We start from the raw sequence: 25,631 nt of genomic DNA on the forward strand, positions 1-25,631 counted from the left end.
GATACACGGTATATTTCCGGCGCCCGGTCTGTAAATTACTTGCCCCGGGATTTCCTCCGATGCTTAATAACCCCCGTATTCGATCGTATACAGCACATCGAATAGCGTATTTGTGAACTCCCCGCGACCTTCGTAAACCCGGCCGTCCCTGACGGAGTAGGCTATGTCGAGGATGAACGAACTGTCCCCTATGTAAAACTGTCCGTCCCTTACCGTAAACAACACGTCGAACCACGAAGCAAATGTGGCGTTGCCCCGGTATATCCGCTCGCCTTCGATGGAGTATGCGGCATCGTAGGGCCAGGTGTTGTTGCCCTCGAAAATTCTTCCGTCTCTGATCGTATACAGGGCGTCGAGCGACAGGGTGAACCTGCCGTCGCCTTTGTAGATTCTGCCGTTTTTGAACGTATATGCCGCATCCAGCGGGTTGGTGCCGTATCCGCGGTAGATCGTCCCGTTCCCGTCGCCGATATATGTGGCGGCGATCAGCAGCGCATCCGTATCGTCGCCTGCGTTATTTCCGAGGACGGCCGGCGACAGGAATAGCAGTATTCCGAGTAATAGGACATTCGGTTTCATGGCAAGCGGTGTTTTCGGGCGACGCGGGAATAACCCCGTGTCAGAATCCGCGTTCGCGCATCATCTGTTTGAAGAGGTTTTTCACGACGAGGACGTGGAACGGACGGATGAGGTTGAAATAGACCACTCCCAGTTTGTTGTGGTATCTCACGACCGTGCTCGCGAAGACTTGGCCGCCTTCGATGTAGATGGACATGTAGGCCACCAGGTGTTTGTCGTCCAGGGCGACGATCGTTTCGTCGGCCGTCCTTTCGGCGACGGACATGAAACCGCAGCTTTCGCCGTTGTTCAGGGCTTCTTCCAGTTTTTCTCGGCGGGCTCCCTCCCCGGTTTTCAGCCCGAAGGGCCTGACCAGCAGGTCGCGTAGCCGGAAGAGAAACTTCAGCCATGCCGGGCAGGTTGTCCAAAATGCCGCCATCACCTGGTTCGGGGATACTTTTCCCGGATTTTGCAGGCGGCAGCGGAAGCAGTCGCGGTAATTGGCGTCGGGGTAGCGGATGATCCGCGAATTTTCAGGGAGAGGCGATTTGTATACTTTCATGATTGTGCGGACGACGTCGGTTAGCGACGGCTCCCATGTCGTAAAGCTAACGAAAATTTGCGGGAATACCGCATTCCCGGAACGGTTTTAAACACCGGCGGCCCGCCCCGATCCCGAGGCAGGCCGCCGGCTTGTGAAACCGTTGCGCCGTTATTTGAATTTCAGCGAGATCTTTCCGTCTGAAGGATACAGGACGAATATGCTTCCCGCGGAGGTGCCGTCGGTCGCAATGGTGCCCTTCGTACAATCGAATGCGTAGGCGAACCCTTTTTGGACTGCGGCGATCCGCCTTGCCCCGAACGCCGTGAACGGCAACGCTGCACCGGGTGCTGCGGTCAGCTCCAGCATCCAGTCGGGGCCTTTGCCGGGGACGGCGATCTCCATCCCTTCTTCCGAAAGCAGTATCGTGAGCTTCCGTCCGTCGTCCATCGGCCACTCCACGAGTAATTTGCCCTTGCCCTTTTCCGTTACGGCGGGGGTGCCGCCCTGCGCTTGGGCCAGACTTCCGTCGGCAGTGCGCCGCATGACCCGCAGCCCGGCCAGCTTCTCCCGTGTGCTCCACATGCAGCCGTCCACGACAGGCAGCGTCGTGTAGACGCACTGGTTGGTGGTGCCGGCTTTGCGGTAGTAGTCCGACTCCATCCGCTGATCGAACATGTGGATGTCGCGGATGCACAATGCGCCGCCCTCCCATAGCAGGTTGGTGCGGTAGTAACGGCTGTTGTACCATACGGTTTTACGATCCTTTTCACGGTAGTCGGTCAGTGCCGTAACGGCCGTCGGGGGCGTTACCGGGAAATTCTCCCGGAACCATTCGCCCGACCGGGTGAGCGTCTCCACACGGATTTCGCCCTTGCGGAAACGGTTTGCCAGCAGCGGGATCTGGATGTTGAGCCCCTTCTCCATGCTGCCCCAGGTGAAGGAGTTTTCCTGCCCGGCCTGCGTGTAGGCGAATGCGAGGCAGGGTTCTTCGAACATCGACCGGAAGAACCACTCGACCCACTGGCGGCTGCCGCCGCTGTCGCCGTAGACGGGTTCCAGCGAGATCACCCCCTGCAAGGCTCCGCCCACGCAGTTGTCGTACTGGTAGATCGGGTCGCTGCCCAGCATGCGGAATACGGGGACGGGGATCTGTCCCTCGCGGGTCTGAGCAGGCATGTAGGCATTGACCCGGCTGGGATAATAAGCCTGGTTCCAGTAGCCGCCCCACAGCGTGTAGCCGTCGGTACCTATCTGGTCTTTGCAGTTGCACGAAGCGACGATGCCGTATTTGTCGTACATGTACCCGAGCGTATAGGCGTCGATGAACCATGACCCGATGGCCGTCGGGTATTTGCCGAATACCTCTTTGAATTTTTCCATGTAGACGTCCACCAGTTTGCGGCGTTCTTCGGGTGTGTACCCCGTTGCGAAGCCCACGTCGGCATGCCAGTCCCACGGGTAGCGGCCGCGCCACTTGAGCCCTGCGGCTTCCACGTGGGGCTGCGTGATCTCCCACCAGCCGCCCACCTCGGTGCCGGGATAGACATCCTGTGTCAGCAGTTTCCGGTAGCGGGGATTGATCAGCGCGTCGTATTGCAGCAGGAACGTGGCCGGGAGACCGTATTCGGCGAGCTGTGCCGCCTGCCGTGCGACGGTTTCGTAGAGTACCGTTTCGGTGATCTCTTCGCTGCGCGGTTCGATATTGCGGATGAAGTTGACGATGTTGACGATGCGGGGTGCCTCAGAGCCGGCCTTGCCGGCTGCGGATGCGGAGATGCATCCGCAGCAAAGTGCGAGCAGGAGTAGTTTGCAGGTTTTCATGATTATTTTGTTTCAGGTATACAAATATAATCGGCAGATCCGAACCGAGGCAATTCCGGTGTGCATTTTGCAGGGAAACGTACGTAATATGCCAAAATTCGTACCTATGGAAAACAAAGAAACGACCTGCACGCCCTGCGAGCAGAATTTCGAACGTAAAGTGAATGAGCTGGTCAAGGAGGGCGAAGCCCCCGATGCCGAGCAGCGCGCAAAGAAGGAGGCCGAGGTCAAGGCCGCTTTCGACGAACACGGGAAGCCGGAAAAATAACCGTTCCGGATGAGGATTGGGGTGCCTGCACATTCGTTGTGCGGGCACCCCTGCGTTTGATGGCGGCCGGCTTTCGGGCGGAATCGGACGGGCGGATTGCCGCTATTTCGGGGAAATGATTATCTTTACGCGGTTAATTAGGTCGATTTATGGTAAAAAAGAATATTTTGGGTACTATCGGGGGAACCCCGATGGTGCGGATCAACCGGCTTTGCCCCAACCCGAACGTCAATATCTATGCGAAACTCGAAGGTTTCAACCCCACGGGCAGCATCAAAGACCGCATTGCGCTCCGGATGATCGAGGAGGCCGAACAGGACGGGCGCCTCACGCCCGGCAAGACGATCATCGAACCGACGTCGGGCAATACGGGCATCGGCCTGGCCATCGTCGGCATCGTCAAGGGATATCCCGTGGAGATCGTGATGAGCAGCGCCGTGTCGGTCGAGCGACGTAAAATAATCCGTTCCTATGGTGCGAAGGTGATCCTTACGCCCGCCGAGGAGGGAACCGACGGGGCGATCCGCCTGGCCCGCAGCAAGGTGGCCGGCGACCCCGACAAATATTTCATGCCCGACCAGTTTGCCAATGCGGGCAATTACCTGGCGCATTACCAGTCTACGGCACTGGAAATCTGGCAGCAGACAGGCGGCAGGATCGACTACCTGGTCTGTGCCATCGGCACGTCGGGGACGCTGATGGGGCTTTCGCGGTTCCTGAAGGTGATGAAGCCCGACATCAGGGTCGTCTGCGCGCAACCGATCCGGGGCCACTATATCCAGGGATTGAAGAATATGGAGGAGGCTATCGTTCCGGACATTTACGATCCTTCGCAGATCGACATGCAGGAGATGGTCGAGAGCGAAGAGGCGATCGCCATGGCGCGGGAGATCATTGCCAGGGAGGCGATCTTCGCCGGCATGAGCAGCGGCGCCGCGATGCTGGCGGCCGTGCGCACCGCGCAGCGCATCGAACGGGGCAATATCGTGGTGGTTTTCCCCGACCGTGCCGAGAAATACCTGAGTACGACGATGTTCGACGAGTTCGCGGACTGATGTGCGGACGGTGGATGTGAAAAAGCCTGCGACCGGAAAGTCGCAGGCTTTTTTGCCGTCGCAGTGCTTGTTTTTTTGTCGTCGCAGCCCTTATTTTTGGGCGTTGTAGGCTTCGACGCCGCTCTTGAGGAATCCCACGAAATTGTCGACGTTGAGGTCGTACCCGCGCGGCGGCACGAGTTGTTTCCCGTCCCGTCCCTGGAGCACGTAGTAAGGCTGGGCATTTACCCCGTAGGTTTTCAGGGCGTAATACGAGTTTATCTTGCCGAGGCTTTTGAGCACCTTTCCCGTGTCGGTGGTTACCCATTCGTCCTCGGGAAGCACTTTCTTGTCGTCGGAATAGAGCGCCACGATCACGTAGTCGTTGCGCAGGATGTCGAGCACCTGCGGGTCGGCCCATACGCGGGCTTCCATTTCGCGGCAGTTGACGCACCCGTGACCCGTGAAGTCGATGAAGAGCGGTTTGCCGACCTTTGCGGCATAGGCCTCGGCTTCTTTCAGGTCGAAGAACCCTTCGAGGCCGTGGGGCAGGTGCAGGAAATCGCTGTGCTTGGGCTTCTGTCCCTCGACGGTCAGCAGCATGCGCGTTTCTCCGCCCGAAGCGGTCGGCGCTTCCTTCCCGATCACGAAATCCTGCGTATGCAGCGGCGGCAGGTAGCCCGAGAGGCCTTTGAGCGGGGCGCCCCACATGCCGGGGATCAGGTATACGACGAACGAGAAGGTGACGATGGCCAGTGCCAGGCGGCCTACGCCCAGATAGGGCGTATCGCTGTCATGCGCGAATTTGATTTTTCCCAGCAGATAGAGCCCCAGGAGCGAGAAGGTCACGATCCATACGGCGAGGTATATCTCGCGGTCGAGCAGCCCCCAGTGGTAGGTCTGGTCGGCGACCGAGAGGAACTTCATGCCGAGCGCCACCTCGATGAATCCCAGCACGACCTTCACCGAGTTGAGCCATCCGCCGCTTTTGGGCAGCTTTTTGAGCATCGACGGGAAGAAGGCGAAGACGGTGAAGGGAAGCGCGAAGGCGACGGAAAACGCCAGCATGGTGACGATCGGGCTCCAGAATTCGCCCGACGTCGATTTGATAAGCACCGAACCTACGATCGGGCCCGTGCAGGAGAAGGATACCAGCACGAGGGTCAGGGCCATGAAGAAGATGCCGGCCAGGCCTTTCGAGTCGGCTTTGCTGTCGGTTTTGTTGACCATCCACGAAGGCATGGTGATCTCGAACGCTCCGAAGAACGATGCGGCGAATACCATGAATACGAGGAAGAAAAGGATATTGGGCAGCCAGTGTGTCGCCAGCCAGTTGAAGATGTCGGCCGTCACGGCATCGCCCCCGACGATGCGTGTGATGACGATGATTGCGGCTATCGGCAGCGTGTAGAGCGCGACGATGAAGAACCCGTACATGCCGGCGCGGAAACGTCCCATCGCGGGGCTGCCGGAGCTTTTCATGAAGAACGATACGGTCATCGGCACCATGGGGAATACGCAGGGGGTCAGCAAAGCTGCAAAACCCCACAGGATCGCCTCGATGATCAACGCCCACAGCGAGCCTCCGCCTGCGGCGTCTTTCTGCGCAGGTTCCGCTGCGGCCTGTGCCGAGCCTCCGTCGGCATTGTCCGGGGCTTTCGCAAGGGCGGCCTTGTCCGCAGTTCCCGCTGGGGCCGTATCCTGCGGCGTGGCGGCCGATGCCGTCGCTGCGCCGGCCTGTGCCGTCAGGTCGATCGTCATTTCCGTATCCTCGGGCGGCATGCAGCTCGTGTCGTCGCAGATCATCCACTCCAGCTGGGCCGTGACGGCGGCCTTTTCGGCCGCGAGCTTCACCCGCTGGGCGAATAGCGCCTTGCCGGCAAAGGTGCCGATCTCCATCTCGAAGGTCTTGTCGTAGTGGCGCTCGGGAGTGGAGAGTTGCTCTACGCCCCCCACGAGCGTAGCCCCGGCACCCGCGGTGAAGGTGATCGTTGTGGCATTGGGCCCGCCTTCATAGGGCCCCATGTCATACATATGGTAGGGTGCGGGGATCGAGGCTTCGAGTACGATCCGGTACATGTCGCCGTCGAGGTGCTCCACGGTGCTTTTCCAGCTTACGTTTTGCGCCGAGACCGCCGTCACGGCAAACATGGCCGCTATGGGCAGCAAAAGGGTACGAAACAGATTGTGCATAGTCGTATCGCTTATAATTTGTGCAAATATAACGGTTTTTTACGGATAAATTGCTACATTCGCACGATGATCCGCCTCTCGCTCATAATCCCAACGCATAATCGTGCCAGACAGCTTCTCGCGGCGCTCGAATCCGTCGTGCGGCAGGACATGCCCGCCGGGGAGTGGGAATGCGTGGTGGTGAACAACAATTCGACGGACGATACGCCTGCCCGGTTCGCAGCCTTCGCGGCACGGTATCCGGCGCTCAACCTGCGCATGGTGACCGAAACGGGCCCGGGGGTTTCTTATGCCCGCAACCGGGGGATAGCGGAAACTTCGGCACCCTATGTGGCCTTCATCGACGACGACGAACGTATCAATGCGGGGTTTATCCGGGCGTATGCCGAATTCTTCGACGCACATCCCGATGCCGTCGTGGCCGGGGGGCGCATCATTGCCGAGTATGTCTCGGGACGTCCGGCGTGGATGTCGAAATATACCGAACTGCCTGTCGCCAACCCGATGGATTTCGGCCATGCCGTACGGCCTTTTCCTGCCGGCCGTGTTCCCGGGGGAGGCAACATGGCTTTCCGACGCTCCGCAACCGCCCGATACGGCGGGTTCGACCCCTCGCTGGGGCGTGTGGGAGGGATGCTGATCGGTGGCGAGGAAAACGATTTCTTCGAACGCATGATGCGCGGCGGCGAGACATGCTGGTATGTCCCCGATGCCGTCATGTGGCATATTATCCCGCCCGGAAAACTTACCGAGGACTATTTCCGCCGCCTTTGCTACAACGTCGGCGTGAGCCAGCGCCTGCGGGCGTGCATCTACCGCCGTTATCCGAAAGCCGTTGTGCTGGAATGTATGAAATGGGCGGCTACGCTGTTGCTTTCGCTGACGATGTCCCCCCGTAAATCATTGTGGCTGATTCGTATGCGTTACGAGATCAGCCGGGGGCTTTTCTCCCGTGCCGGCCATTGAGCTGTTTTTAATTGCGCACGGGGATTTCCTTGCCGAAATAGCGGCAAAGCATGATGTAGCACATGTAGAGCGCCAATGAGGGGTGCTCTTCTTCGCATCCGGGCGAGAGGTTGAGCGCCATGTCCGAAAACCGCCCGAAATCTTTTCCGTCCAATTCTCCCGTTTCACCCAGTATCTGGTAGGTTTCGAAATCGTCCCGCTGTTCCTCGCAGTTCGGTTCCAGTTCCGCTATTTCGAACGATCTGGCGTTTAGCCGGGTCAGGCAGCAGAACTCGGGTTTCCCGCCGCGCCCCAGGTCGCGGTAAAAGCCGATGACCTCCGTGTGTCCGATCCAGCCTGCCGGAAGGTTGGTTTCTTCGCGCAGCTCCCTCTCTGCGGCGGCTTTCAACGTCTCCCTGAAATCGGAGTCGGGACGCAAATCGCTGAAGTCGATCGATCCCGATCCCGAAGGAGTCAGGCGGTCTGTCGAAGTGAGGGCTTTGTCGTTCTGGTGGAGGATAATGACATATCCGTCGGTTGTGACGGCCAGTGTCGAAATGCCGATGTGGTCGCTCATGACCGATTTTTCGAGCCGGCGTACCGGGTAGTTGGCAATGTTTGCGGGAGGGGTCATGCCCCAACCGCTTTGGTGGGAGAGTTTTTTCGTATAGATTACGTTCGTCAGGTAGGAGTTGTAGTAACAGCCTTTGCATACCCGGACGTACCATTCTCCGCCGCTTTCCCCGAATTCGGATGCCATGCACAGTTTGCGCTCGTTGTAAAAACTGCCGTTCCTGTTCTTCATTTCGTGCCACTTGCCGTTGAGGAACGGCAGCAGGATGTCCCGGTAATTCTTTATGTATTTCAACACCCGCTTTTCCTTGTCGGTGCATAGTATCGCATGGATGGGGCGGTCTGCTTGCAATAAGCGGTCTATGTTGTCGCTGTGCCGCAATACGGTGCCCGGAAAGGCGATCGGGGCGGCGGTATAAATCTCGTCCAACTCGTCGGCTGCCTCCGGTGTTTTGTGCCGGTAGATGTCGTGGAGGTTGTAGTACTCCGTCTTACGCGTGTAGGCGTAGAAATCCTTTACGAAACAGATCGTCTGCCAGATAAGGGTCGTAAAGACCAGGAACAGGAAAAGGAACAGGTTGCCGGTTCGCATCAGCGTTTGGTAGTCGATGGCCGAATAGAGCAGAATGGCGAGGTCTATGACGATCGCGACGATATTGATGTAGCCGATTCGCTGGCCGTAACGGATAAAGTCCAGCCGGTTCCTGATTTTGACTTTGGCCGAAGTCCATATTTTGTCCATGCCGCCGGTGTTTTGTGTCGTAAAAATAACAATAAATTCCGATTTTATGGGCGTTGCAGGTTCGGTTCCTGCCTTTGGAATAAAGAAAGCGGCCCGTAAGGCCGCTTTCTTTATTCCGGTTTTACGGATCAGAACAGGTATTTCTCGTTCCTGACCTTGTTCACCAGGCGCGAGATGTCCTCCCATGCCTCTTCGCCGAAGGTAGTCCCGACGACCTCGATGACTTTGCCCGCCGTGATGGCGCCGATCGTGCCGCACTGGCGCAGCGAGAGGTTCTCGCAAAGCCCTGCGAGGAACCCCGCGGCGTAGAAATCCCCGGCACCCGTCGTGTCGACACGTTTTGCCGCAGCCAGGATGCCGACATGCACCACTTCGTCGCCGTGCTTGATCATGGCGCCCTTGATGCCGATCTTCACCACGGCCAGTTCGCACATCTCCGAGATGCATTGCAGGGCGTTCAGCGGCTCCGCCTCGCAGGCGAAGGTCTTGGCTTCGTCCTCGTTGGCGAAAACGATGTCGACATAGTCCCTGACGAGGTTACGCAGGAATTCGAGGTTTTCGGCCACGATGTTGAAACTGGCCAGGTCGATGGCGACCTTCAGTCCGCACTCCTTGGCCGTGCGGGCAGCCTTGCGGATCAGGTCGTGGTCTTGGACGATGTAACCTTCGATATAGAGGCAGTCGTACCCGTCGAAGATCGCCGGGTCGATCTCCGCGGCGGTCAGTTCGAGTGCCGCGCCGAGGTAGGTGACCATCGTCCGCTCGCCGTCGGGCGAGATGAGCGACACGCACTTGCCCGAACGTTTCGAGCCACGGAAGATTACGGGTTCCACGCCCAGGTTTTCGAGTGCCTGGACGAAGAAGTCGCCCGTCGTATCCTGTCCGACCTTGCCGATGAACCCGACCTGGCAGCCCAGTTTGGCCATGGCGCGGATGGTGTTGCCGGCCGAACCGCCGAGCGAGAGCGAGTAGGGCAGTCCTGCCACGGATTTCGAGATTTCGGTCTGCAGTTTGGTATCCACGAGGCTCATCGAGCCTTTGGCGAGTTTGAAGCGACCCAGCACGGAGTCTGATTCCAGGTTGACCAGCATGTCCGTCAGGGCATTGCCGATTCCGATAACACGTTTCATTCGGTAAGTTCGGGGTTGTCTGTTGTGAAATTATATGGAGAGTATCTTTACCAGATCGAGCGAATTGCGGTCGATGCCCTTGTTGTGCATGGTCGCCTTGGCGAAGGGGACGTAGGCGATCTTGCCGTTCTGGATGCCGATCATCACGTTGCGCTGTTCGTCGAGGAACGCCTCGATGGCTGCTTCGCCCATCCTCGAGGCGAGGATGCGGTCTACGGCCGTCGGTGACCCGCCGCGCTGGATATGCCCCAGGATCGTGACGCGGGCGTCGTACTGCGGGAACTCCTTCTTGACACGTTCGGCCAGTGCCGTGGCGCCGCCCGTCTTGGGGTTCTCTGCCACGATGACGATCGCCGAGTTCTTGCTCTTGCGGAAGCCGTGGTTGATGAGTTCGGCCAGCTGGTCGACCTCGGTGTCCATTTCGGGGATGATAGCCGCTTCGGAACCCGTGGCGATGGCGCTGTTCAGCGCCAGGTAACCCGCCGTATGTCCCATGACCTCGACGAAGAAGAGTCGCTCGTGGCTCGATGCCGTATCGCGCAGTTTGTCGACCGCCTCCACGATCGTGTTCAGCGCCGTGTCGTAGCCGATCGTCGAGTCCGTACCCCCGAGGTCGTTGTCGATCGTCCCGGGAAGCCCGACGATGGGCACGTTGTACTCCTGCGCGAAAATCCCTGCGCCTGTCAGCGAGCCGTCGCCGCCGATGACCACCAGCGCGTTGATGCCGGCTGCGACCATGTTGTCGTAAGCCGCCTTACGTCCTTCGGCCGTGGTGAACTCCTGGCTGCGCGCCGTTTTGAGGATCGTGCCGCCCAGTTGGATGATGTTGCTCACGCTCTGGGACTTGAACTCTACGATCTCGTTGTATACAAGACCTTTGTATCCGCGCATGATACCCTTTACCGTAAAGCCGTTATAGATTGCGCTGCGGGTTACCGCACGTATTGCCGCATTCATGCCGGGGGCGTCGCCTCCCGATGTGAGAATGCCTATGCATTTGCTGCCAGCCATAGTTTTTCGTTTAAACACAAAATCCCTCAAAGGTAGTAATTATTTTAAATTTTTCAAAAAAACGAGGGCGCTACCCGTGGGTGCGCCCTGCGTTCCGAAAAAACTTTTTATTTTACCTAACGCCTGTGGCCTTATTCGGTCTGCTGCTCCTGCGCAGCAGTGTCTGCGTCCGCCTCTGCGGCTGCCTGCGTGCTCTGTCCGGCCTCTTCTGCCGAAGCCTTGCGGCTTTTCCCGACCTTCACCCGTTTGCCGTCGGCCTTTACTTCCAGCCCGGCCTTGTCTTTATCGATCGTAATGTCGATCGATTTGTTCGGGATGCTGATGTGCAGCGTCTTGTGGCCGTCTTCGATGACGTTCTGGCTTTCGTACTCCTTGAGCAGCTTTTGTACCGTCGTCGTGTCGTTGTCGATCACCACTTCGGTGTTGAGCACCTGTTCGATCACGTTACGCTTGGCGCGGAACCGGTCGCCCACATCCTCGCGGATGGCAATGCAGGCGCATGCGATGAAGCTCGCGAGCCACAGCAGGAAGATGATCAGCACGGCCGTGCCTCCGGGCTTGCGCGAAGCGATGAGGCACATCAGTACATAAATGAGCAGTATGACGGGAATCAGTACAATAAATATGCCGAGAATAGGTACCCACAGCGTCATGCCCAGCGGGAAGAAAGGCGAGAGGATGCCTCCGCCGCCTATGACCAGGGCGAACAGCCCGATAATCAGGGCGCAGGCCCCCATGATAAGCCCGAATACGAGCAGCCCCGCGAAAAGCTTGAGCAGGATCAGCACCACTTTGCCGAAGACCGAGACGGCCTCCGCCACGATCGGCTTGGCCCTGACGTCGGGATCGCAGCCCGCGGTGGCTTCGGTGGTCTCGCGGATCGACTGTGCGGTGATTTTTTCGCCGTTCATTTCGAGCTTCTGGCGTGCCGTGCGTGCCGCCGGTACGGCGAACCACATGATAACGTAGCAGATGACGAAGATGCCGAACAGGTTGCCCATCATCGATCCCGTCCAGTCCATGAACGGAATCCAGTGCAGGAAGCTCAGCAGGATCGGCAGGAACATGCCCAGCCGGATCCATACGGGATCGACGTCGAAGTACTTGCCGATGCCGGCGCATACGCCGCCCAGTTTGGCGTTCTCCGTGTCGCGGTAAAGGCGGCGCGGGATACGCGGCTCTTCGGGGGCTTTTTTGTCCGAACTCTCCTCGGAGATGTCCTCGACCGAGCCCATCTGGTGGATGATATTCAGGATCAGGGGTTTCTCGACCACGCGGGTGTTGTCCTGCGTTGTGAGGATCAGCTCGGCTATGCGGGCTTCGATGTCGGCGACGATCTCGGCTCCGTCGGGCGTATCCTTGTAGGTCTTTTTCAGACTGTCGAGATAGTTCTCCAGCTCCTGGTAGGCATCGGCGTCCATCGTGAACGCTACGCCCGATATGCTGCATTTTTTAACCTCTTTCATAGTTGTGCCGTTGGGGGATTATTTCCTGCTTACGCTGCCGCCGCTCGATTTGCTGATGCTGGTCTGGCAGTCGCCCGTGTAACGGATCGAACTGCCGCTCGAAGCCTCGGCGCGGAGTTTGTCCGTGCAGTTGACCGTAGCTTTGGCAGCGCTCGAGGTGTCGACGCTGCAGTCGGCGACCGTGAATTCGGCGGCCGAAAGTTTTGCGGCCGAGCTCATGTCGATGCTGCATTTGTCGGCGGAGCCCTTCAGGGTGATCTTCGAGGCGCTCGATGCCCCTACCGTGCAGGAGCCGGTTTCGATGGCGGCGTCGATGTTCGAGGCGCTCGATGCGGCCACTGTGCAGGAGGTCGATTTCACGGCCGCGTCGATCCTGGCGGCACTCGATGCGTCGATCGAGAATTTGTCGGCCGTCAGCGTGACCTCGCTCGTGATCCGTGCGGCGCTCGATGCGTCGAGTGCGCGGATGCGCCCGTTGGCCGGGACGGTGACGGTCACGTCGGCGTTCGATACGTTGTTGACCGACTTGTCGATGGTCGCCGTCAGGCGTCCGCCCTTGGCCTCCACCACTACGTATTCCATAATGTTGTCGTCGGCTTCGATCGTGATTTTGCCGGTCGCCTTGTCGGTGATGACGACCTTCACGGCGCGTGCCGCGTCCACACGGTCGAAATCCGGGGCGTCGATGGTGCGCGTGACGATGTTGCCGCTGCCTTTGATGCCCTTGCCGAAGAGTACCGACGGGGCTGCGATGCAGACGAAATATGTGGTGGCGGTGATCATGGTGCCCAGCAGGACTGCGATCAAAAGTATTCTTTTCATGGTTGTAATTATTTAAGGGTTGATTTTTTATTTTCCGTGGCGAATGACCTGTATCTGGCCTACGAGTTCGTCCCAGGCTTCGTCGAGCGTTTTAAGATATTCACGCCCCTTGTCGGTCAGCGTGTAGTATTTGCGGGGCGGCCCCTGCGGGGATTCTTCCCAACGGTAAGTCAGGAGCCCTGAATTTTTCTGCCGCGTGAGGATCGGGTACAGCGTACCCTCGACCACGATCATCTCGGCCTCTTTGAGTTCGGCGATGATCTTCGGAGCATACGAATCTTCGCGGGAAAGGATGGCGAGGATGCAATACTCCAGGATTCCCTTGCGCATCTGCGCTTTTACGTTGTCTTCAGCCATAATGCTTTATTCGGTTAATCGCTTCGGAGCCTTCGGTACAATCAGCCAGAGGATGATGTATACCCAGAGCGAAAGCCCGCCGAAGAGTATGAGGATGAGAGTTGCGATGCGTATGAGCGACGGGTCGAGCCCGAAGAAGTCGGCCAGTCCGCCGCAGACGCCAGCGATGATGCCGTCGCGTACCCGGTACAGTTTTTTTGTTTTGTCCGTTGCCATGGTTTTATCGGTTTTTACGGTTAATATTGAATTTCGGGGCGGGTTGTTCGGGGATGATGATCCAGAGGATGATGTAGGCCCAGATCGAAAGCCCGCCGAAGATTATCAGAAACAGCATGAGGAGCCGCATGACCGTCGCATCTACATGGAAGAAGTCGGCCAGTCCGCCGCAGATGCCGGCGATCGAGCGGTCGGTGCGCGAGCGGTAGAGCCTGCGGGTTTCCGGCTCGGCTTCCTCGTCCTCCTGCCGGGCGGTGTTGCCGCGGCGCTCGCCGAAGTCCGAGGGTGCCCCCATTCGATGCATCGCCGTGCGCACCGTGTCGAGGGTGATGACGCGCATCGGAGAGGAGACGATCTCGCGGAATATCTCGGCAATGCGTACCTCGATGTCGCCCATGGTTTCGGTGTCGTATTCGGGCAGGCGGCTGCGTATGTCGTCAAGATAACTCCTGAGTACACGGTAAGCATCTTCGTCGAGGGTGAAAGCCTGCGAGCCGATATTTACGTTTACTGTCTCTTTCATAGTCGTAGAGGTATTTTAGGGTTAATATTTCCGGTTTACTACTACTTTGGTATTGCAAATATAATACATATTTTAGTATTATGCAATACAAAGTACTAAATTTCTTCAAAAAATCTGCATTTTTTTGCAATACCTATATTATATATTATAGGAGCTCCGGCATGGGATCGGAAAGGCTTCTATTGAGGAAAAAATTACGATATTTACCGATCCGGTGTTGCGTTTTGCCCGGCTGCTTCGTCTTACAAATACAATGAAGGAATTCGAATTCACCCGTTACGTTGTGCCGCTCCGCGACCGTATGTTCCGTTATGCACAAAGCCTGCTGCTTTGCGCCGACGAGGCCGAGGACGTGACGCACGACCTGCTGGAGCGGTTGTGGACGGAGCGGGGGCGGCTCGACGGTTGCCGTGACATCGCTTCCTTCGTGATGGCAGCCGTGCGCAACCGTTGTTACGATTGCCTGCGCCGGCGGCGGGCGGACGGGCGCCGCAACAATGCTGTGGCAGGATGGGCGGATCGTGCGACGACGGGGGATGCCGAAGGGTGGGAAGCGCGTGACCTGGTGCGCCGTGCGATGGCGGAGTTGCCCGGGCGGCAGCGCGAGGTGTTGTACCTGAAGGACATCGAGGGTTATCCGACCCGTGAGATTGCCGGCATGGTGGCTTGCGACGAAGCCCAGGTGCGCGTGATCCTCTCCCGCGCCCGCAATGCACTGAGGGGAATACTGAAAAAAATGATGGACGATGAAAGAGCGGAAAGAACGGATTGAGAAGTTGTTGGAGCGCTATTTCGAGGCGCGGACGACCGATGCCGAAGAGCAGGAACTGAAGGCTTATTTCCGGGAGGGGGAAACGGATCCCGGTTTGCGCTATGCCCGGGCGATGTTCTGCGGCATGGACGGACTTGCCGGGGAATGCCTGCCCGAGCGGGTGCAGGCCTTCGGGCATAGACCCGGCAGGAAGCGGAGGTTCCTGCGCCTGTGCGGGATCGCGGCAGCGGCCGTCGTGGCGCTCGGCCTTTTTCTGTGCGTGGAGTACATGCGCCGCCCCTATTGTTACATCGACGGGCAAGCGGTCTACGACAAGGACGTCGCCATGCGGACGACGGTCTATTTGCAGGGTTTTTCCGAGTTCGCCGACCCTGAGCATCTGGTCGAAGAATTGATTGTGAACGATTAAAATGATATGTCATGAAGAAACTGTTTGTTTTTGCGGGGGTATTGCTCCTGGCCTTTTCACCCGTTGCGGCGCAGAACGCCGACTCGGTTCGTTTCCGCCGTGCCGACGGGAAACCCGTGACCATCGAAACCGTCGACCGCGACTCGCTGGGTATCGACACGCTGCGGCGTATCGACACGGTCGACAACGGCCTGGTGACCCTGCGTGACGGGGGACGCGACGGCAGCATGGTGCTCGAAGTCGCCGGCTTCGGCCTCCGGCTGGGGCATACCCCGATGCAGAAGATGGAGGTGAAATCGCCCCGGGTTTGGCTCAACCTGCTCAGCGATATGGAGTTCGGTTTTACGCAGCTGACCGGGGTCGATTATTCCGGCTATGCCCCCGGTGAGGCGGGGTTCCTCGACCAGCGACTCGGCCCGTCGTTCCATTTCAGTTTCTCGGTCATGCAGATATGCCTGTCGCTGAACCGGAGCCGGACGCTCAGCCTCGGCCTCGGCCTGCAATACACGCTCGACAACATTCGCCTTGCCGATTCGGGAATCACCCTTGGCAACATCGGCGGACGCCTAGTGCCGGTAGCTCTGGACGAACCGGCCGACAAGTCGAAGGCGGTCACCTCCTCGCTCGGTATTCCCGTGCGGTTGATCTACGAGCCTGTGAAACGCCTCCGGATCACGGCCGTCGCCTATTCCGATTTCATGCTGGGGGCGGATGCCATCTATAAAAAACCGAAGGAGAAGCACAGTTTGTCCGGATTCCGGGCATACCAGTTCGGCCTGGGTGCGTCGGTCGCATACCGCGGGTTCGGCCTTTATGCCCGTTACGGTATCACGCCGCTGTTCAAGCACGATGCCGGCCCCGACTGCCATACGGTCTCGTTCGGGTTTGCCTATTCGCTCTCGCTGTAAAACCTGAAACGGAATGGCTATGAAAAGATTATTATTGGCACTTATTCTGCTTTTGCCTTGGCTGGTATCGGCGCAGACCGAAGGTGAACTCCGTGTGCAGCGGGGAGGAACCTGCGAACGGCCCGTTATGGCGATGAACCGCGATTCACTGGGGCTCGATACGTTGCGGAGGATCGATACGGTGGGCAACGACCTGATGGCACTGCGCGGAGCAGACCGCGAGGGCAATGTCATACTCGAGGTGGCCGGGTTCGGGATTATACTGGGGCGTGCCCCGGAACCGGAGTACGCCGATGTGGTGACCCGGTCGGGGCGTGTGAAACTCTATCTGTTCAACTGTGGTGAATTCGGGTTCTCGCAACTGGTTGGGGTCGATTACGACGGTTATGCCCCCGAAGAGAAGGGTTTTCTCGACCAGAAGCTGGGGAGTTCGATCCATGTCGCAGCCTCGGTTTTACAGGTGCAGGTTGCTCTGAACCGCAACCGTACACTCTATTTTGCCACAGATTTGAATTTTGCCGTGGATAATTACCGGCTTTCCGATGCGCAAATCCGCCTTGGGTACGAACATGGACGCCTCCTGCCCGTGGCGCTGGACGAACCGGCCGACAAATCGAAGTTCGTCACTTCGTCGCTCGGTATTCCTCTGAGGCTTATTTACAAGCCTTTCAGGAATTTTCAGGTGTCGGCCATCGCGTATTCCGACTTCGGGATCGAGCTGACTTCACTGCATAAAAAGCCGAAGGTGCAGTACGAGCTTTCGGGATTGCGGACATATCAGTTCGGTGTGGGCGGTTCGGTTTCCTATAGCGGTGTCGGTGTTTTCGTCCGTTACGGTGTGACGCCCCTTTTCAAGAAGGGGGGCGGCCCCGAGTGCCATACGCTGAGTTTCGGCATTTCGCTGCTCATGTAATTATAATCACGGAATCCATGAAACGATTGTTATTGATATTTGCCCTTTGCCTCTTCCTGCCGCGGTCTGTATCGGCGCAGAGCAGCTCCGTGGACAATTTCTTCCGGCGGTACGATGCCTCCGAAGGATTTACCAGCGTGCTGCTGGAGCAGAAGATGATGCAGATGATGAGCCGTCAGGCCGCGCAAAGGGGGGATAAAGGACTTGCCGTATTACTGAAGGACATTGAGTATATCCGTATCATTGCTCTCAAAGGCGGGGACAGCGGGATGCTGGTGCGCGATGCCGAGGCCGCCGTCGCCGCCGACCGGAAATTCCAGCCCGTCACCTCCGGTACGGAGGACGGGCAGACCACGAAGTTCTATATCCGGGAAACGGCCCTGTCGGTCAAGTCAGAGCTGGTGATGATTACCTACGGTGCGAAGGAAACCGTCGTGGTGAACATCTACGGCGAGTTCGACCTCAAGCAGGTGGCGCGGCTTTCGTCGATCCGCCCGCAATAAAGGCTGGGGCTTCGCCGGCTCCGTTTTACTCCCCGCCCGGATCGTTCCGGTATCCTTCTTCGTCATAGATCGGCCTGTCGCCCTCTTCGGTCTCCCGGACGGCACCCGGGATCCTGTCCGCCAGCGGGATCTCGGTTTCCACGAGATTTTCGTCGATCAGGGTTTCGTCGCGTTCGTCGCCTGCGAACCCGTTGTTTTCGGTGGAGATGACGGTGCGATCGGTCGGAAATTCTACAATTCTTTCCATGGCATTGCGGTTTTGTATTTCATCCGTCGCCGCAAAAATGGTACCGTCTGCCTTCCCGCGTCCGGCATTGGCGCGAGACGACGGCCGGGTATGGCCGGGGCGCATATTGAGAACCGGAAGCGGAGTTTGCATAACGATACAATAAAAAAGGGGAGGGACAATGCAGTCCCTCCCCTTTGTCTGCCCGGCATTTCCGCAAAGCGGGGAAAGCCGGTCGCATATGTCCGTTTAGTCTTCGAATTTTGCCGAGAGGAATTCGCGGTTCAGGCGTGCGATGTGCGCGATGGAGATCGACTTGGGGCACTCGGCTTGGCAGGCACCCGTGTTGGTGCAGTTGCCGAAGCCCAGTTCGTCCATCTTGGCGACCATCGCCTTGGCGCGGCGTGCACCCTCCACGCGGCCCTGCGGCAGCTTGGCGAGCGACGATACGCGGGCAGCGACGAAAAGCATGGCCGAACCGTTCTTGCAGGTCGCGGCGCAGGCTCCGCAGCCTACGCATGCGGCGGCGTCCATCGACTCGTCGGCATCGGCCTTCGGAATCGGAATGGCGTTGCCGTCGGGCACCGAGTTGGTGCGTACCGAGATGAAACCTCCCGCCTGCAGGATCTGGTCGTACGACGAACGGTTCACCACGAGGTCTTTGATGACGGGGAACGCTGCCGAGCGCCAGGGCTCGATGGTGATGGTCGCACCGTCCTTGAACTTGCGCATGTAGATCTGGCAGGTCGTGACCGCCTGGCTGGGGCCGTGGGCATGGCCGTCGATGTGCAGTGAGCACATGCCGCAGATACCTTCGCGGCAGTCGTGGTCGAATGCCACGGGCTCCTTGCCCTCGTGGATGAGGTTATTGTTGAGGATGTCGAGCATCTCGAGGAACGAGGTGTCGGCCGAGATGTTTTCGACTTTGTAAGTTTCGAAACCACCCTTTGCTTTAGCGTCCTTTTGACGCCATATCTTTAATGTAAAATTCATAATTTCAATTTGTTATTAAAGTGTTACAACGTCAAACGGTTAGTCTTTGTAGTTGCGCTGTGCGGGGTGTACGAACTCGAAGTTCAGCGGTTCTTTCGTCAGTTCGGGGGCTGCGTCCTCGCCCTTGTACTCCCATACGGCGGCATATACGAAGTGCTCGTCGTCGCGCTTGGCCTCGCCTTCCTCGGTCTGGTGCTCCGTGCGGAAGTGGCCGCCGCATGACTCCTCGCGGTTGAGTGCGTCGCGGGCCATCAGCTCGCCCAGTTCCAGGAAATCGGCCAGGCGGAGCGCCTTTTCCAACTCGACGTTGAAGTCGTTTTCCTTGCCTACGACCTTCACGTCCTTCCAGAACTCCTTGCGGAGTGCCTGGATCTCGGTGATCGCCTTTTCGAGCGACTCCTTGGTGCGGGCCATGCCGACGTTCTCCCACATGATGTGGCCGAGTTTCTTGTGAATATCGTCTACCGATTGCTTGCCGCCTATCGAGAGCAGTTTGGCGATCTTCTCCTTGACTTCCTTCTCAGCCTGGTCGAAGGCCTTGGTGTCGGTCTTCACCTTCGGAGCCTGGATCTTGTGCGAGAGGTAGTCGCCGATGGTGTAAGGCAGTACGAAATAACCGTCGGCCAGACCCTGCATCAGCGCCGAGGCGCCGAGGCGGTTGGCACCGTGGTCGGAGAAGTTGGCCTCGCCGATGGCATACAGGCCGGGGATGGTGGTCATCAGGTTGTAGTCGACCCAGATGCCGCCCATGGTATAGTGCACGGCGGGGAAGATCTGCATCGGCTGCTCGTAGGGGCTCACGTCGGTGATCTCCTCGTACATGTCGAACAGGTTGCCGTAGCGCTGCTTGATGATATCCTTGCCCAGACGCTCGATGGCGGTCTTGAAGTCGAGGAATACGGCCAGCCCCGTTTCGTTCACGCCGAAGCCTGCGTCGCAGCGCTCCTTGGCGGCACGCGAAGCCACGTCGCGCGGCACGAGGTTACCGAAGGCCGGGTAACGGCGCTCCAGGTAGTAGTCGCGGTCTTCCTCGGCGATGTCCGACGGTTTCTTGGCACCCGAGCGGATGGCCTTCACGTCTTCGAGTTTCTTGGGAACCCAGATACGGCCGTCGTTGCGCAGCGACTCCGACATGAGCGTCAGCTTCGACTGCTGATCGCCGTGTACGGGGATGCAGGTCGGGTGGATTTGCGTGAAGCAGGGGTTGGCGAAGCCGGCGCCCTTGCGGTAGCACTGGAATGCAGCCGAACCGTTCGATGCCATGGCGTTGGTCGAAAGGAAGAATACGTTGCCGTATCCGCCCGTGGCGATCACCACGGCGTGTGCGCCGTGGCGCTCGATCTCACCGGTGACGAGGTTGCGGGCGATGATACCCTTTGCCTCGCCGTCCTCGATGACGATGTCGAGCATTTCATGGCGCGGATAGCTTTTCACCGTGCCGGCTGCGATTTCCTTGTTGAGTACCGAATAAGCGCCCAGCAGGAGCTGCTGGCCCGTCTGGCCGCGGGCGTAGAACGTACGTGATACCTGTGCGCCGCCGAACGAGCGGTTGGCCAGCAGGCCGCCGTATTCGCGTGCGAAAGGTACGCCCTGGGCCACGCACTGGTCGATGATGAGGTTGGAAACCTCGGCCAGGCGGTATACGTTGGCTTCGCGTGCGCGGTAGTCGCCGCCCTTGATCGTATCGTAGAACAGGCGGTATACCGAGTCGTTGTCGTTCTGGTAGTTCTTCGCAGCGTTGATACCGCCCTGTGCGGCGATCGAGTGCGCGCGGCGGGGCGAATCCTGGATGCAGAATATTTTTACGTTATATCCGAGTTCACCGAGCGAAGCGGCTGCGGAAGCACCGCCCAGGCCGGTTCCGACGATGATGATGTCGAGCTTGCGCTTGTTCGCGGGGCTTACGACCTTGATAGCTGCCTTGTGGTTGCTCCATTTTTCTGCGAGAGCGCCGGCAGGGATTTTAGCATCTAATTTAAAAGCCATATCTGTTGTGTGTTTATTGTTCTGGATAATCGGTTAGCAGGCGCCTGCGCAGCAGGGGCAGATGCTCTTGATGAAGTAAACCACCACGACGGCGGCAAAGCCGAGGAAGATGATCGTCGCTACGATATTGGCGATGCATTTCAGGCGGGGATACCACGTGTCGTTGGCCCAGCCTACCGTCTGGAACATCGACCATACGCCGTGCGTGAGGTGGAACCAGAGGGCGAAGAACCACACGAGGTAGATCACCACGTAATACCACTGCGAGAAGGTGTAGGCGATCAGCGAAGCGCCGTCGGCAGCGCCGAAGCCCAGCGAATTCTCATGGCCGCCCATGATTTCGACGAGCTGCATTTTAGCCCAGAAATTGAACAGGTGAAGTGCCAAACCGCCCAGGATGATGAAGCCCAGTACGAGCATGTTTTTCGAAGCCCATTTGACGCCCGGTTCCACGACCGTTACGGCGTAGCGCTGCGAACCGCGTGCCTTGCGGTTTTCGAGCGTCAGGATGACGGCGTAGATGAAGTGGATGACCACGCCTGCCGCCAGTACGAGCGTACCGGCCAGCGCGTACCAGTTGGCCCCCAGCAGTGCGCAGATCATGTTGTAAGCCTCGGGCGAGATGATCGCCACAATGTTCATGGACATGTGGAAAAGGATAAAGAGCACGAGGAAGCACCCCGTTACGCTCATCACCAACTTCTTGCCGAGCGAGGAATTAGATAAAAAACAGCTCATAATGATTTAAATTTGTTTATATTTGTTAAAGTTTTGTGTTCCCGGACGCAAAGATAGCCATTGTTTGCAGAATAACAATAGAAACGGCCGGGAATTTTATGCCGAAAAGGAGGGTTTTATGACTAAAAAAGAGCTGCGTGCAGCGATGAAAAAACAGAACCTGTCCCTCTCCCCCGAAGAACGTGCGGCGGCATCCGGGCGGATCTTCCGCCGGGTAGCGGAATCGGGGCCTTTCGGGACAGCGCGGTGCGTGGCGTTTTTCTGTGCCCTGCCCGACGAACCCGCGACGGAGGAGGCGCTTGCCCGGTGGGGCTCCGCCAGGCGGATCGTCGTCCCCCGGGTCGGGGGCGACGCGATGCGGTTCTTCGATTACGTACCCGGGGCACTCCGTGCGGGGGCCTTCGGGATCGCCGAACCGGACGGGGACGCAATGCCGTGCGAACCGTCCGAAATAGATTTGATCGTCGTTCCTGGAACGGCATTTACGCAAGCCGGTGCCCGCATGGGCCGCGGCCGCGGGTTTTATGACAAATACCTCTCGCAGCCCGGGTTCCGGGGCGTGAAGGTCGGGGTCTGCTACGCCCACCAGCTGGTCGGGGCACTGCCCGTCGAACCGCACGACGTATTTATGGATTATGTAATTACAAACGGATGAATGCCATGCAGACAGGAGAATTTGTCGCCGCTTTCCGCGAGGCTTTCGGCCCGGTGCCGGAGCTGCCCCTGCTGTTTCGCTATACGGACGAACCGCTGCGCCCCGCCGCAAAGGCGGGCGGGTGTTTTTTCAAGGCGTTGGCCGAGGCGCGTGACGGGCGGCCCGTGGGGCTCAACGCCTCGAATATCGGTTGCGGGGGCGGCAAGTTCTATACGGGTTTCAGCCCCATGCCGGAATTCGTCCCGCAGTTCGTCTCGCTCAAGGAGCGTTATAAGCAGACGCCCGAAATGGTGCTGGACTTCATCGCTGCGCTCGACCTGCGGCCGGGGCCGAAGGCGTGGCTCGAGTTCGTGCGTGTGGATGCGGCGGGGACGTTCGACGGGGCGGAAGGCGTGCTATTCTTCGCTACGCCAGACGTCTTGGCGGGGCTCGTGACATGGGCCGGGTTCGACAACGACGCCCCGGATGCCGTTGCGGCGCCGTTCGGCTCGGGATGCAGTACCGTGGTGTCGCAGGCCGTGCGGGAAAACCGTAACGGCGGCCGCAGGTGTTTCCTGGGGCTGTTCGATCCTTCGGTGCGCCCGTGGGTCGGTGCGGACGAATTGTGTTTCGTTATTCCGATGTCGCGTTTTGCCGGGATATGCGGCACGATGCGTGCAAGCTGTCTGTTCGGAACCCATGCGTGGGATAAAGTCCGGGAGCGGATAAACAAGATGAATTTATGAAAAAAAGAAGGGCTGCGCTGGTGCTTGCGGGCGGCGGCGCGCGTGGTGTTGCCCATATCGGGGCGATCGAGGAGTTGGAGAGTCAGGGATTCGAGGTGCATGCTGTGGCCGGCACTTCGATGGGGGCGTTGGTCGGGGGCATGTATGCCTCGGGGCATCTCGAACCCTTCAAGGAGTGGATGTATACGCTCGACAAGTATAAGGTTTTCGGGCTGGTCGATTTTGCGCTGAGCACCGAGGGACTCGTCAAGGGCGACCGCGTGATGCGGGCCATGAAGGAGCTGGTGCCCGACGTGAAGATCGAGAAGATGCCGCTGCCGTTCGCCGCGGTTGCCGCCGACCTGCTGACGGGGCGCGAAGTCGTGCTCGACAGGGGAGGCTTGTACGATGCCATCCGGGCGTCTATCTCCATCCCGTCGGTATTCCGTCCCGTACGCCGGGGGAACCAGGTGCTGGTCGACGGCGGTACGGTCAATCCGCTGCCGTTGAACCGGGTGCGCCGTGAACCGGGCGACGTCCTGGTCGCCGTGGATGTGAGCGCCCCGTTCTCGGAGGAGATGGCCGTCCGCAACAAGGCTTCGCTGAACTATTATAAGGTGATTACCGCATCGTCGGAGATCATGCAGCAGCATATCGCACGCCTGATGTGCAAGCTTTACAAGCCCGACCTGCTGATAGAGATGCCTGCCGACCGTTTCGGGATTTTTGAATTCTACCGCGCCCGGGAAATTGTCGAGGCCGGCCGCATGGCGACGCGTGCCGCACTGGAGCGTAGCCTCGTCGAAGCGGGATAGACTGGGGGCGAGGAAAATCGGATGGGCTATGGCATGATTTTTGTTTAAGGGGATAAAAAGATTGCGACGGCCCGTGATTTTGAAGAATTCAAAAGTAGTGACGCAACTTCACACAGATTTGAGGGGCCGTCGCAATATTTAAACGCAAAATCATCCGGGGCAGGAAAATGGGATCGTCCCCTGAGAAATGCTTTCGTAATCTCTACATTGCAAAGATAAATAAAGTTTCCGATAAACCAATGCCATTGCCCGATTATGGTATGGGTGCGCCTAAAATATGGAAAGGGAGGGTGCGTTTGTTGCCGCAGGCTGTCTTTTTTGCGTACTCCAAGTGTCTTTATGCCCGGTTCGGCAGAATTTTCGGGCGTCCTGATAAGAAAAACCCGGCCTGAAAAGGCCGGGTTTCCCGTTCGTTCGTTTACCGCCGATCCTTGTCGTACACATAGGCCGCGATACGGTGGCTGCGTCTGCCGATCGGTACTCCGATGCCCAGCGTGACGTTCATCACGCTCTGCTTGATAGGGATGAACTGGGGCGTATGCTTGGCCGTGACGATGTCCGTGGCAAGGTAGAAATTGATCCAGCTGGGGTTCAGGTTCAGCGCCAGCCCCACGGCGCCGCCGCGGTTGTCGATCACCGAATAACTGCCCGTGACGGTAAACCAGCGGATCGGGTGGAAATTGACCGACCCGGTGATGTTGTGCAGGGTCTTGTATTCCCACACGCGGGCCGTATACAACAGGCCGATGCCGATCTTATGGCGCCATACCTCGTATTCGAGGCCGGCGTTGATCGAGGCACGCAGCATGCGCGATACGCTCTTGGCCGCGCCCTTGTGGAACTCCAGTACGTCGATGTCGAAGTCGGGCGACTCGGTGCCGTCCTCGGTGACCGTCACACCCGTGAAGGAGAGCTCCTTCGCCGAATAACCCGTTACGTTCTTGTTCTTGCTCCAGCCGATGAAGCCCAGGTCGTTCACCGCCAGCGATGCCTGCAGGTTGGGCAGGATGTCGTACGTGGCTCCGAAGTCGACCGCGAAGCCGTAGCCGGCGGGCGAGGTAGGCTTGAGGCTGATGTCGTCCATCTTGTAGACCTCTTCGCCGTGGTCGTTGAGTTCGGTCTTGACGTCGAGCCCTGCGGCCGTGATGTCCAGTCCGCCCGCGGCGTTGATCAGCCAGCGTTCCTCGTTGTGCGATACGTTGAATTGCGTGAAGTACATCCGCGCACGTGCCATGCCCATCAGGAATTTTGCCCGCACACCGATGTATAACTTGTCGTCGAGCAGCGGAAAAGAGTAGTTGAAACCCGCTTCGAGATAGCTGTCGGCCGTGATGCCGATGTCGCTGATGTCGCCGCTATTGCCGCGTTTCAGGAAGTCGAAGAGCGAGTAGGGCAGGGTGGCGTCGGTCGTGACGCGGGCGTTGAGGTCGAACGACCAGAAATTCTTGTGGTTGCGGGTGAAGGCGCCGAACCCGATGAGGTTTACGCGCGTGTCGAGACCCAGGAGGTTGTCGGCTTTGAGTCCCGAAAGGGCGTCGGCCGTCGATACGGAGCTGTCGAGCAGCGTGACGAGTTTTCCGTTGCGCGGATAGAGTATTTTGTCGATCGAGAGGTTGCCGCTCACGTTGATGTCCAGTCCGCCCAGCCCGGGGATGTTGACATAGCCGCGTAAGGGGGCGAAAGCCGGGTTGAACTGGCTGCGGAGGGTCGACCCCTCCATGAAATAGGCCGTCGGGTTCTGTGCCGCGGCGCCGGATGCCAGCAGCAGCGTGAATAGGAATGCGTATATTTTTTTCATGTTCTGTG

At 58.5% G+C, this 25,631-nt stretch carries 28 protein-coding genes; 11 read left to right on the plus strand and 17 right to left on the minus strand.

Annotated features, from left to right (window positions below; translation table 11 throughout):
* Positions 1-63: 63 nt before the first annotated feature.
* The 3 genes from DW189_RS10610 to DW189_RS10620 form a co-directional block, all read right to left on the minus strand.
* Complete coding sequence (locus tag DW189_RS10610; RefSeq protein WP_117508062.1) at positions 64-579, minus strand: hypothetical protein; 516 nt, start codon at positions 577-579, stop codon at positions 64-66.
* A gap of 40 nt (positions 580-619) precedes the next feature.
* Positions 620-1,120 carry a DUF2867 domain-containing protein gene (locus tag DW189_RS10615; RefSeq protein ID WP_117508064.1) on the minus strand — a complete coding sequence of 167 codons (501 nt, stop codon included), beginning with the start codon at positions 1,118-1,120 and terminating at the stop codon, positions 620-622.
* A gap of 150 nt (positions 1,121-1,270) precedes the next feature.
* Positions 1,271-2,923, minus strand: coding sequence for a hypothetical protein (locus tag DW189_RS10620; RefSeq protein ID WP_117508066.1), 1,653 nt, complete (start codon positions 2,921-2,923; stop codon positions 1,271-1,273).
* 106 nt (positions 2,924-3,029) lie between these two features.
* On the opposite strand from DW189_RS10620, the gene DW189_RS14460 reads away from it, so the two are divergent.
* Positions 3,030-3,191: a hypothetical protein gene (locus DW189_RS14460; RefSeq protein WP_022331793.1), complete on the plus strand. Its 162-nt coding sequence runs from the start codon at positions 3,030-3,032 to the stop codon at positions 3,189-3,191.
* Between the two features lie 149 nt (positions 3,192-3,340).
* Positions 3,341-4,246, plus strand: a complete 906-nt coding sequence (locus DW189_RS10625) for a PLP-dependent cysteine synthase family protein (protein WP_018696617.1) — start codon at positions 3,341-3,343, stop codon at positions 4,244-4,246.
* 90 nt (positions 4,247-4,336) lie between these two features.
* Here the strand turns inward: DW189_RS10625 and DW189_RS10630 are convergent, their stop codons facing one another.
* Positions 4,337-6,418 (minus strand): protein-disulfide reductase DsbD family protein, encoded by a 2,082-nt coding sequence (locus tag DW189_RS10630; RefSeq protein WP_117508068.1) that lies wholly within the window; start codon positions 6,416-6,418, stop codon positions 4,337-4,339.
* A 66-nt stretch (positions 6,419-6,484) separates the two neighbouring features.
* Between DW189_RS10630 and DW189_RS10635 the strand changes: the two genes are divergently transcribed.
* Positions 6,485-7,384: a glycosyltransferase family 2 protein gene (locus tag DW189_RS10635; protein WP_117508070.1), complete on the plus strand. Its 900-nt coding sequence runs from the start codon at positions 6,485-6,487 to the stop codon at positions 7,382-7,384.
* Between the two features lie 7 nt (positions 7,385-7,391).
* Here DW189_RS10635 and DW189_RS10640 read toward each other — a convergent pair whose 3' ends face one another.
* The 8 genes from DW189_RS10640 to DW189_RS10675 all read right to left on the minus strand — a co-directional run bounded on the left by DW189_RS10640 (position 7,392) and on the right by DW189_RS10675 (position 14,203).
* Positions 7,392-8,678: a hypothetical protein gene (locus tag DW189_RS10640; protein WP_117508072.1), complete on the minus strand. Its 1,287-nt coding sequence runs from the start codon at positions 8,676-8,678 to the stop codon at positions 7,392-7,394.
* A gap of 128 nt (positions 8,679-8,806) precedes the next feature.
* Entirely contained in the window at positions 8,807-9,808 is a 1,002-nt protein-coding gene (locus tag DW189_RS10645) for an adenosine kinase (protein WP_022331800.1), read from the minus strand.
* A 30-nt stretch (positions 9,809-9,838) separates the two neighbouring features.
* Positions 9,839-10,819, minus strand: a complete 981-nt coding sequence (pfkA, locus tag DW189_RS10650; RefSeq protein ID WP_022331801.1) for a 6-phosphofructokinase — start codon at positions 10,817-10,819, stop codon at positions 9,839-9,841.
* Positions 10,820-10,950: 131 nt separating this feature from the next.
* On the minus strand, positions 10,951-12,285 hold the full coding sequence (locus DW189_RS10655) for a PspC domain-containing protein (RefSeq protein WP_117508074.1): 1,335 nt from the start codon (positions 12,283-12,285) through the stop codon (positions 10,951-10,953).
* Between the two features lie 18 nt (positions 12,286-12,303).
* Positions 12,304-13,107 carry a head GIN domain-containing protein gene (locus DW189_RS10660; RefSeq protein ID WP_117508076.1) on the minus strand — a complete coding sequence of 268 codons (804 nt, stop codon included), beginning with the start codon at positions 13,105-13,107 and terminating at the stop codon, positions 12,304-12,306.
* Between the two features lie 27 nt (positions 13,108-13,134).
* Positions 13,135-13,464 (minus strand): PadR family transcriptional regulator, encoded by a 330-nt coding sequence (locus DW189_RS10665; protein ID WP_022331804.1) that lies wholly within the window; start codon positions 13,462-13,464, stop codon positions 13,135-13,137.
* Positions 13,465-13,470: 6 nt separating this feature from the next.
* Entirely contained in the window at positions 13,471-13,680 is a 210-nt protein-coding gene (locus DW189_RS10670; protein WP_018696608.1) for a PspC domain-containing protein, read from the minus strand.
* A 4-nt stretch (positions 13,681-13,684) separates the two neighbouring features.
* The gene (locus DW189_RS10675; protein ID WP_117508078.1) at positions 13,685-14,203 is read right to left on the minus strand and encodes a PspC domain-containing protein; all 519 of its coding nucleotides are present in this window, start codon (positions 14,201-14,203) and stop codon (positions 13,685-13,687) included.
* Positions 14,204-14,456: 253 nt separating this feature from the next.
* Here DW189_RS10675 and DW189_RS10680 point away from each other — a divergent pair, with 253 nt between their 5' ends.
* Genes DW189_RS10680 through DW189_RS10700 form a run of 5 tightly spaced genes read left to right on the plus strand, consistent with a single transcriptional unit; the run spans position 14,457 to position 17,708 of the window.
* Positions 14,457-14,975 carry an RNA polymerase sigma factor gene (locus tag DW189_RS10680; RefSeq protein ID WP_232045624.1) on the plus strand — a complete coding sequence of 173 codons (519 nt, stop codon included), beginning with the start codon at positions 14,457-14,459 and terminating at the stop codon, positions 14,973-14,975.
* Positions 14,950-15,384, plus strand: a complete 435-nt coding sequence (locus tag DW189_RS10685) for a hypothetical protein (RefSeq protein WP_022331807.1) — start codon at positions 14,950-14,952, stop codon at positions 15,382-15,384. Before DW189_RS10680 ends, DW189_RS10685 begins: the two co-directional genes overlap by 26 nt.
* An 11-nt stretch (positions 15,385-15,395) precedes the next feature.
* Positions 15,396-16,292, plus strand: a complete 897-nt coding sequence (locus DW189_RS10690; protein ID WP_022331808.1) for a hypothetical protein — start codon at positions 15,396-15,398, stop codon at positions 16,290-16,292.
* 19 nt (positions 16,293-16,311) lie between these two features.
* Positions 16,312-17,205, plus strand: coding sequence for a hypothetical protein (locus DW189_RS10695; RefSeq protein WP_117508082.1), 894 nt, complete (start codon positions 16,312-16,314; stop codon positions 17,203-17,205).
* Between the two features lie 17 nt (positions 17,206-17,222).
* Positions 17,223-17,708 (plus strand): DUF4252 domain-containing protein, encoded by a 486-nt coding sequence (locus DW189_RS10700; protein WP_022331810.1) that lies wholly within the window; start codon positions 17,223-17,225, stop codon positions 17,706-17,708.
* Between the two features lie 25 nt (positions 17,709-17,733).
* Here the strand turns inward: DW189_RS10700 and DW189_RS10705 are convergent, their stop codons facing one another.
* The 4 genes from DW189_RS10705 to DW189_RS10720 form a co-directional block, all read right to left on the minus strand.
* Positions 17,734-17,955 carry a hypothetical protein gene (locus DW189_RS10705; RefSeq protein WP_018696602.1) on the minus strand — a complete coding sequence of 74 codons (222 nt, stop codon included), beginning with the start codon at positions 17,953-17,955 and terminating at the stop codon, positions 17,734-17,736.
* Positions 17,956-18,183: 228 nt separating this feature from the next.
* Positions 18,184-18,927: a succinate dehydrogenase/fumarate reductase iron-sulfur subunit gene (locus tag DW189_RS10710; protein WP_055202393.1), complete on the minus strand. Its 744-nt coding sequence runs from the start codon at positions 18,925-18,927 to the stop codon at positions 18,184-18,186.
* Between the two features lie 39 nt (positions 18,928-18,966).
* Entirely contained in the window at positions 18,967-20,913 is a 1,947-nt protein-coding gene (locus DW189_RS10715; protein WP_055202395.1) for a fumarate reductase/succinate dehydrogenase flavoprotein subunit, read from the minus strand.
* A gap of 33 nt (positions 20,914-20,946) precedes the next feature.
* Positions 20,947-21,651, minus strand: coding sequence for a succinate dehydrogenase/fumarate reductase cytochrome b subunit b558 family (locus DW189_RS10720; RefSeq protein WP_022333058.1), 705 nt, complete (start codon positions 21,649-21,651; stop codon positions 20,947-20,949).
* Positions 21,652-21,769: 118 nt separating this feature from the next.
* On the opposite strand from DW189_RS10720, the gene DW189_RS10725 reads away from it, so the two are divergent.
* From DW189_RS10725 to DW189_RS10735, 3 genes are read left to right on the plus strand one after another with little or no spacing between them, the layout of a single operon-like run.
* Entirely contained in the window at positions 21,770-22,306 is a 537-nt protein-coding gene (locus tag DW189_RS10725) for a 5-formyltetrahydrofolate cyclo-ligase (RefSeq protein ID WP_117508211.1), read from the plus strand.
* Between the two features lie 5 nt (positions 22,307-22,311).
* Positions 22,312-23,031, plus strand: a complete 720-nt coding sequence (locus tag DW189_RS10730) for a DUF169 domain-containing protein (protein WP_117508213.1) — start codon at positions 22,312-22,314, stop codon at positions 23,029-23,031.
* Positions 23,028-23,825: a patatin-like phospholipase family protein gene (locus DW189_RS10735; protein ID WP_022333055.1), complete on the plus strand. Its 798-nt coding sequence runs from the start codon at positions 23,028-23,030 to the stop codon at positions 23,823-23,825. Before DW189_RS10730 ends, DW189_RS10735 begins: the two co-directional genes overlap by 4 nt.
* A gap of 418 nt (positions 23,826-24,243) precedes the next feature.
* Here the strand turns inward: DW189_RS10735 and DW189_RS10740 are convergent, their stop codons facing one another.
* Complete coding sequence (locus tag DW189_RS10740; RefSeq protein ID WP_117508084.1) at positions 24,244-25,623, minus strand: DUF5723 family protein; 1,380 nt, start codon at positions 25,621-25,623, stop codon at positions 24,244-24,246.
* Positions 25,624-25,631: the final 8 nt, after the last annotated feature.

Source organism: Alistipes sp. AM16-43, from assembly GCF_003435745.1.
In the GTDB taxonomy this organism is placed as follows: Bacteria; Bacteroidota; Bacteroidia; order Bacteroidales; family Rikenellaceae; genus Alistipes; species Alistipes onderdonkii.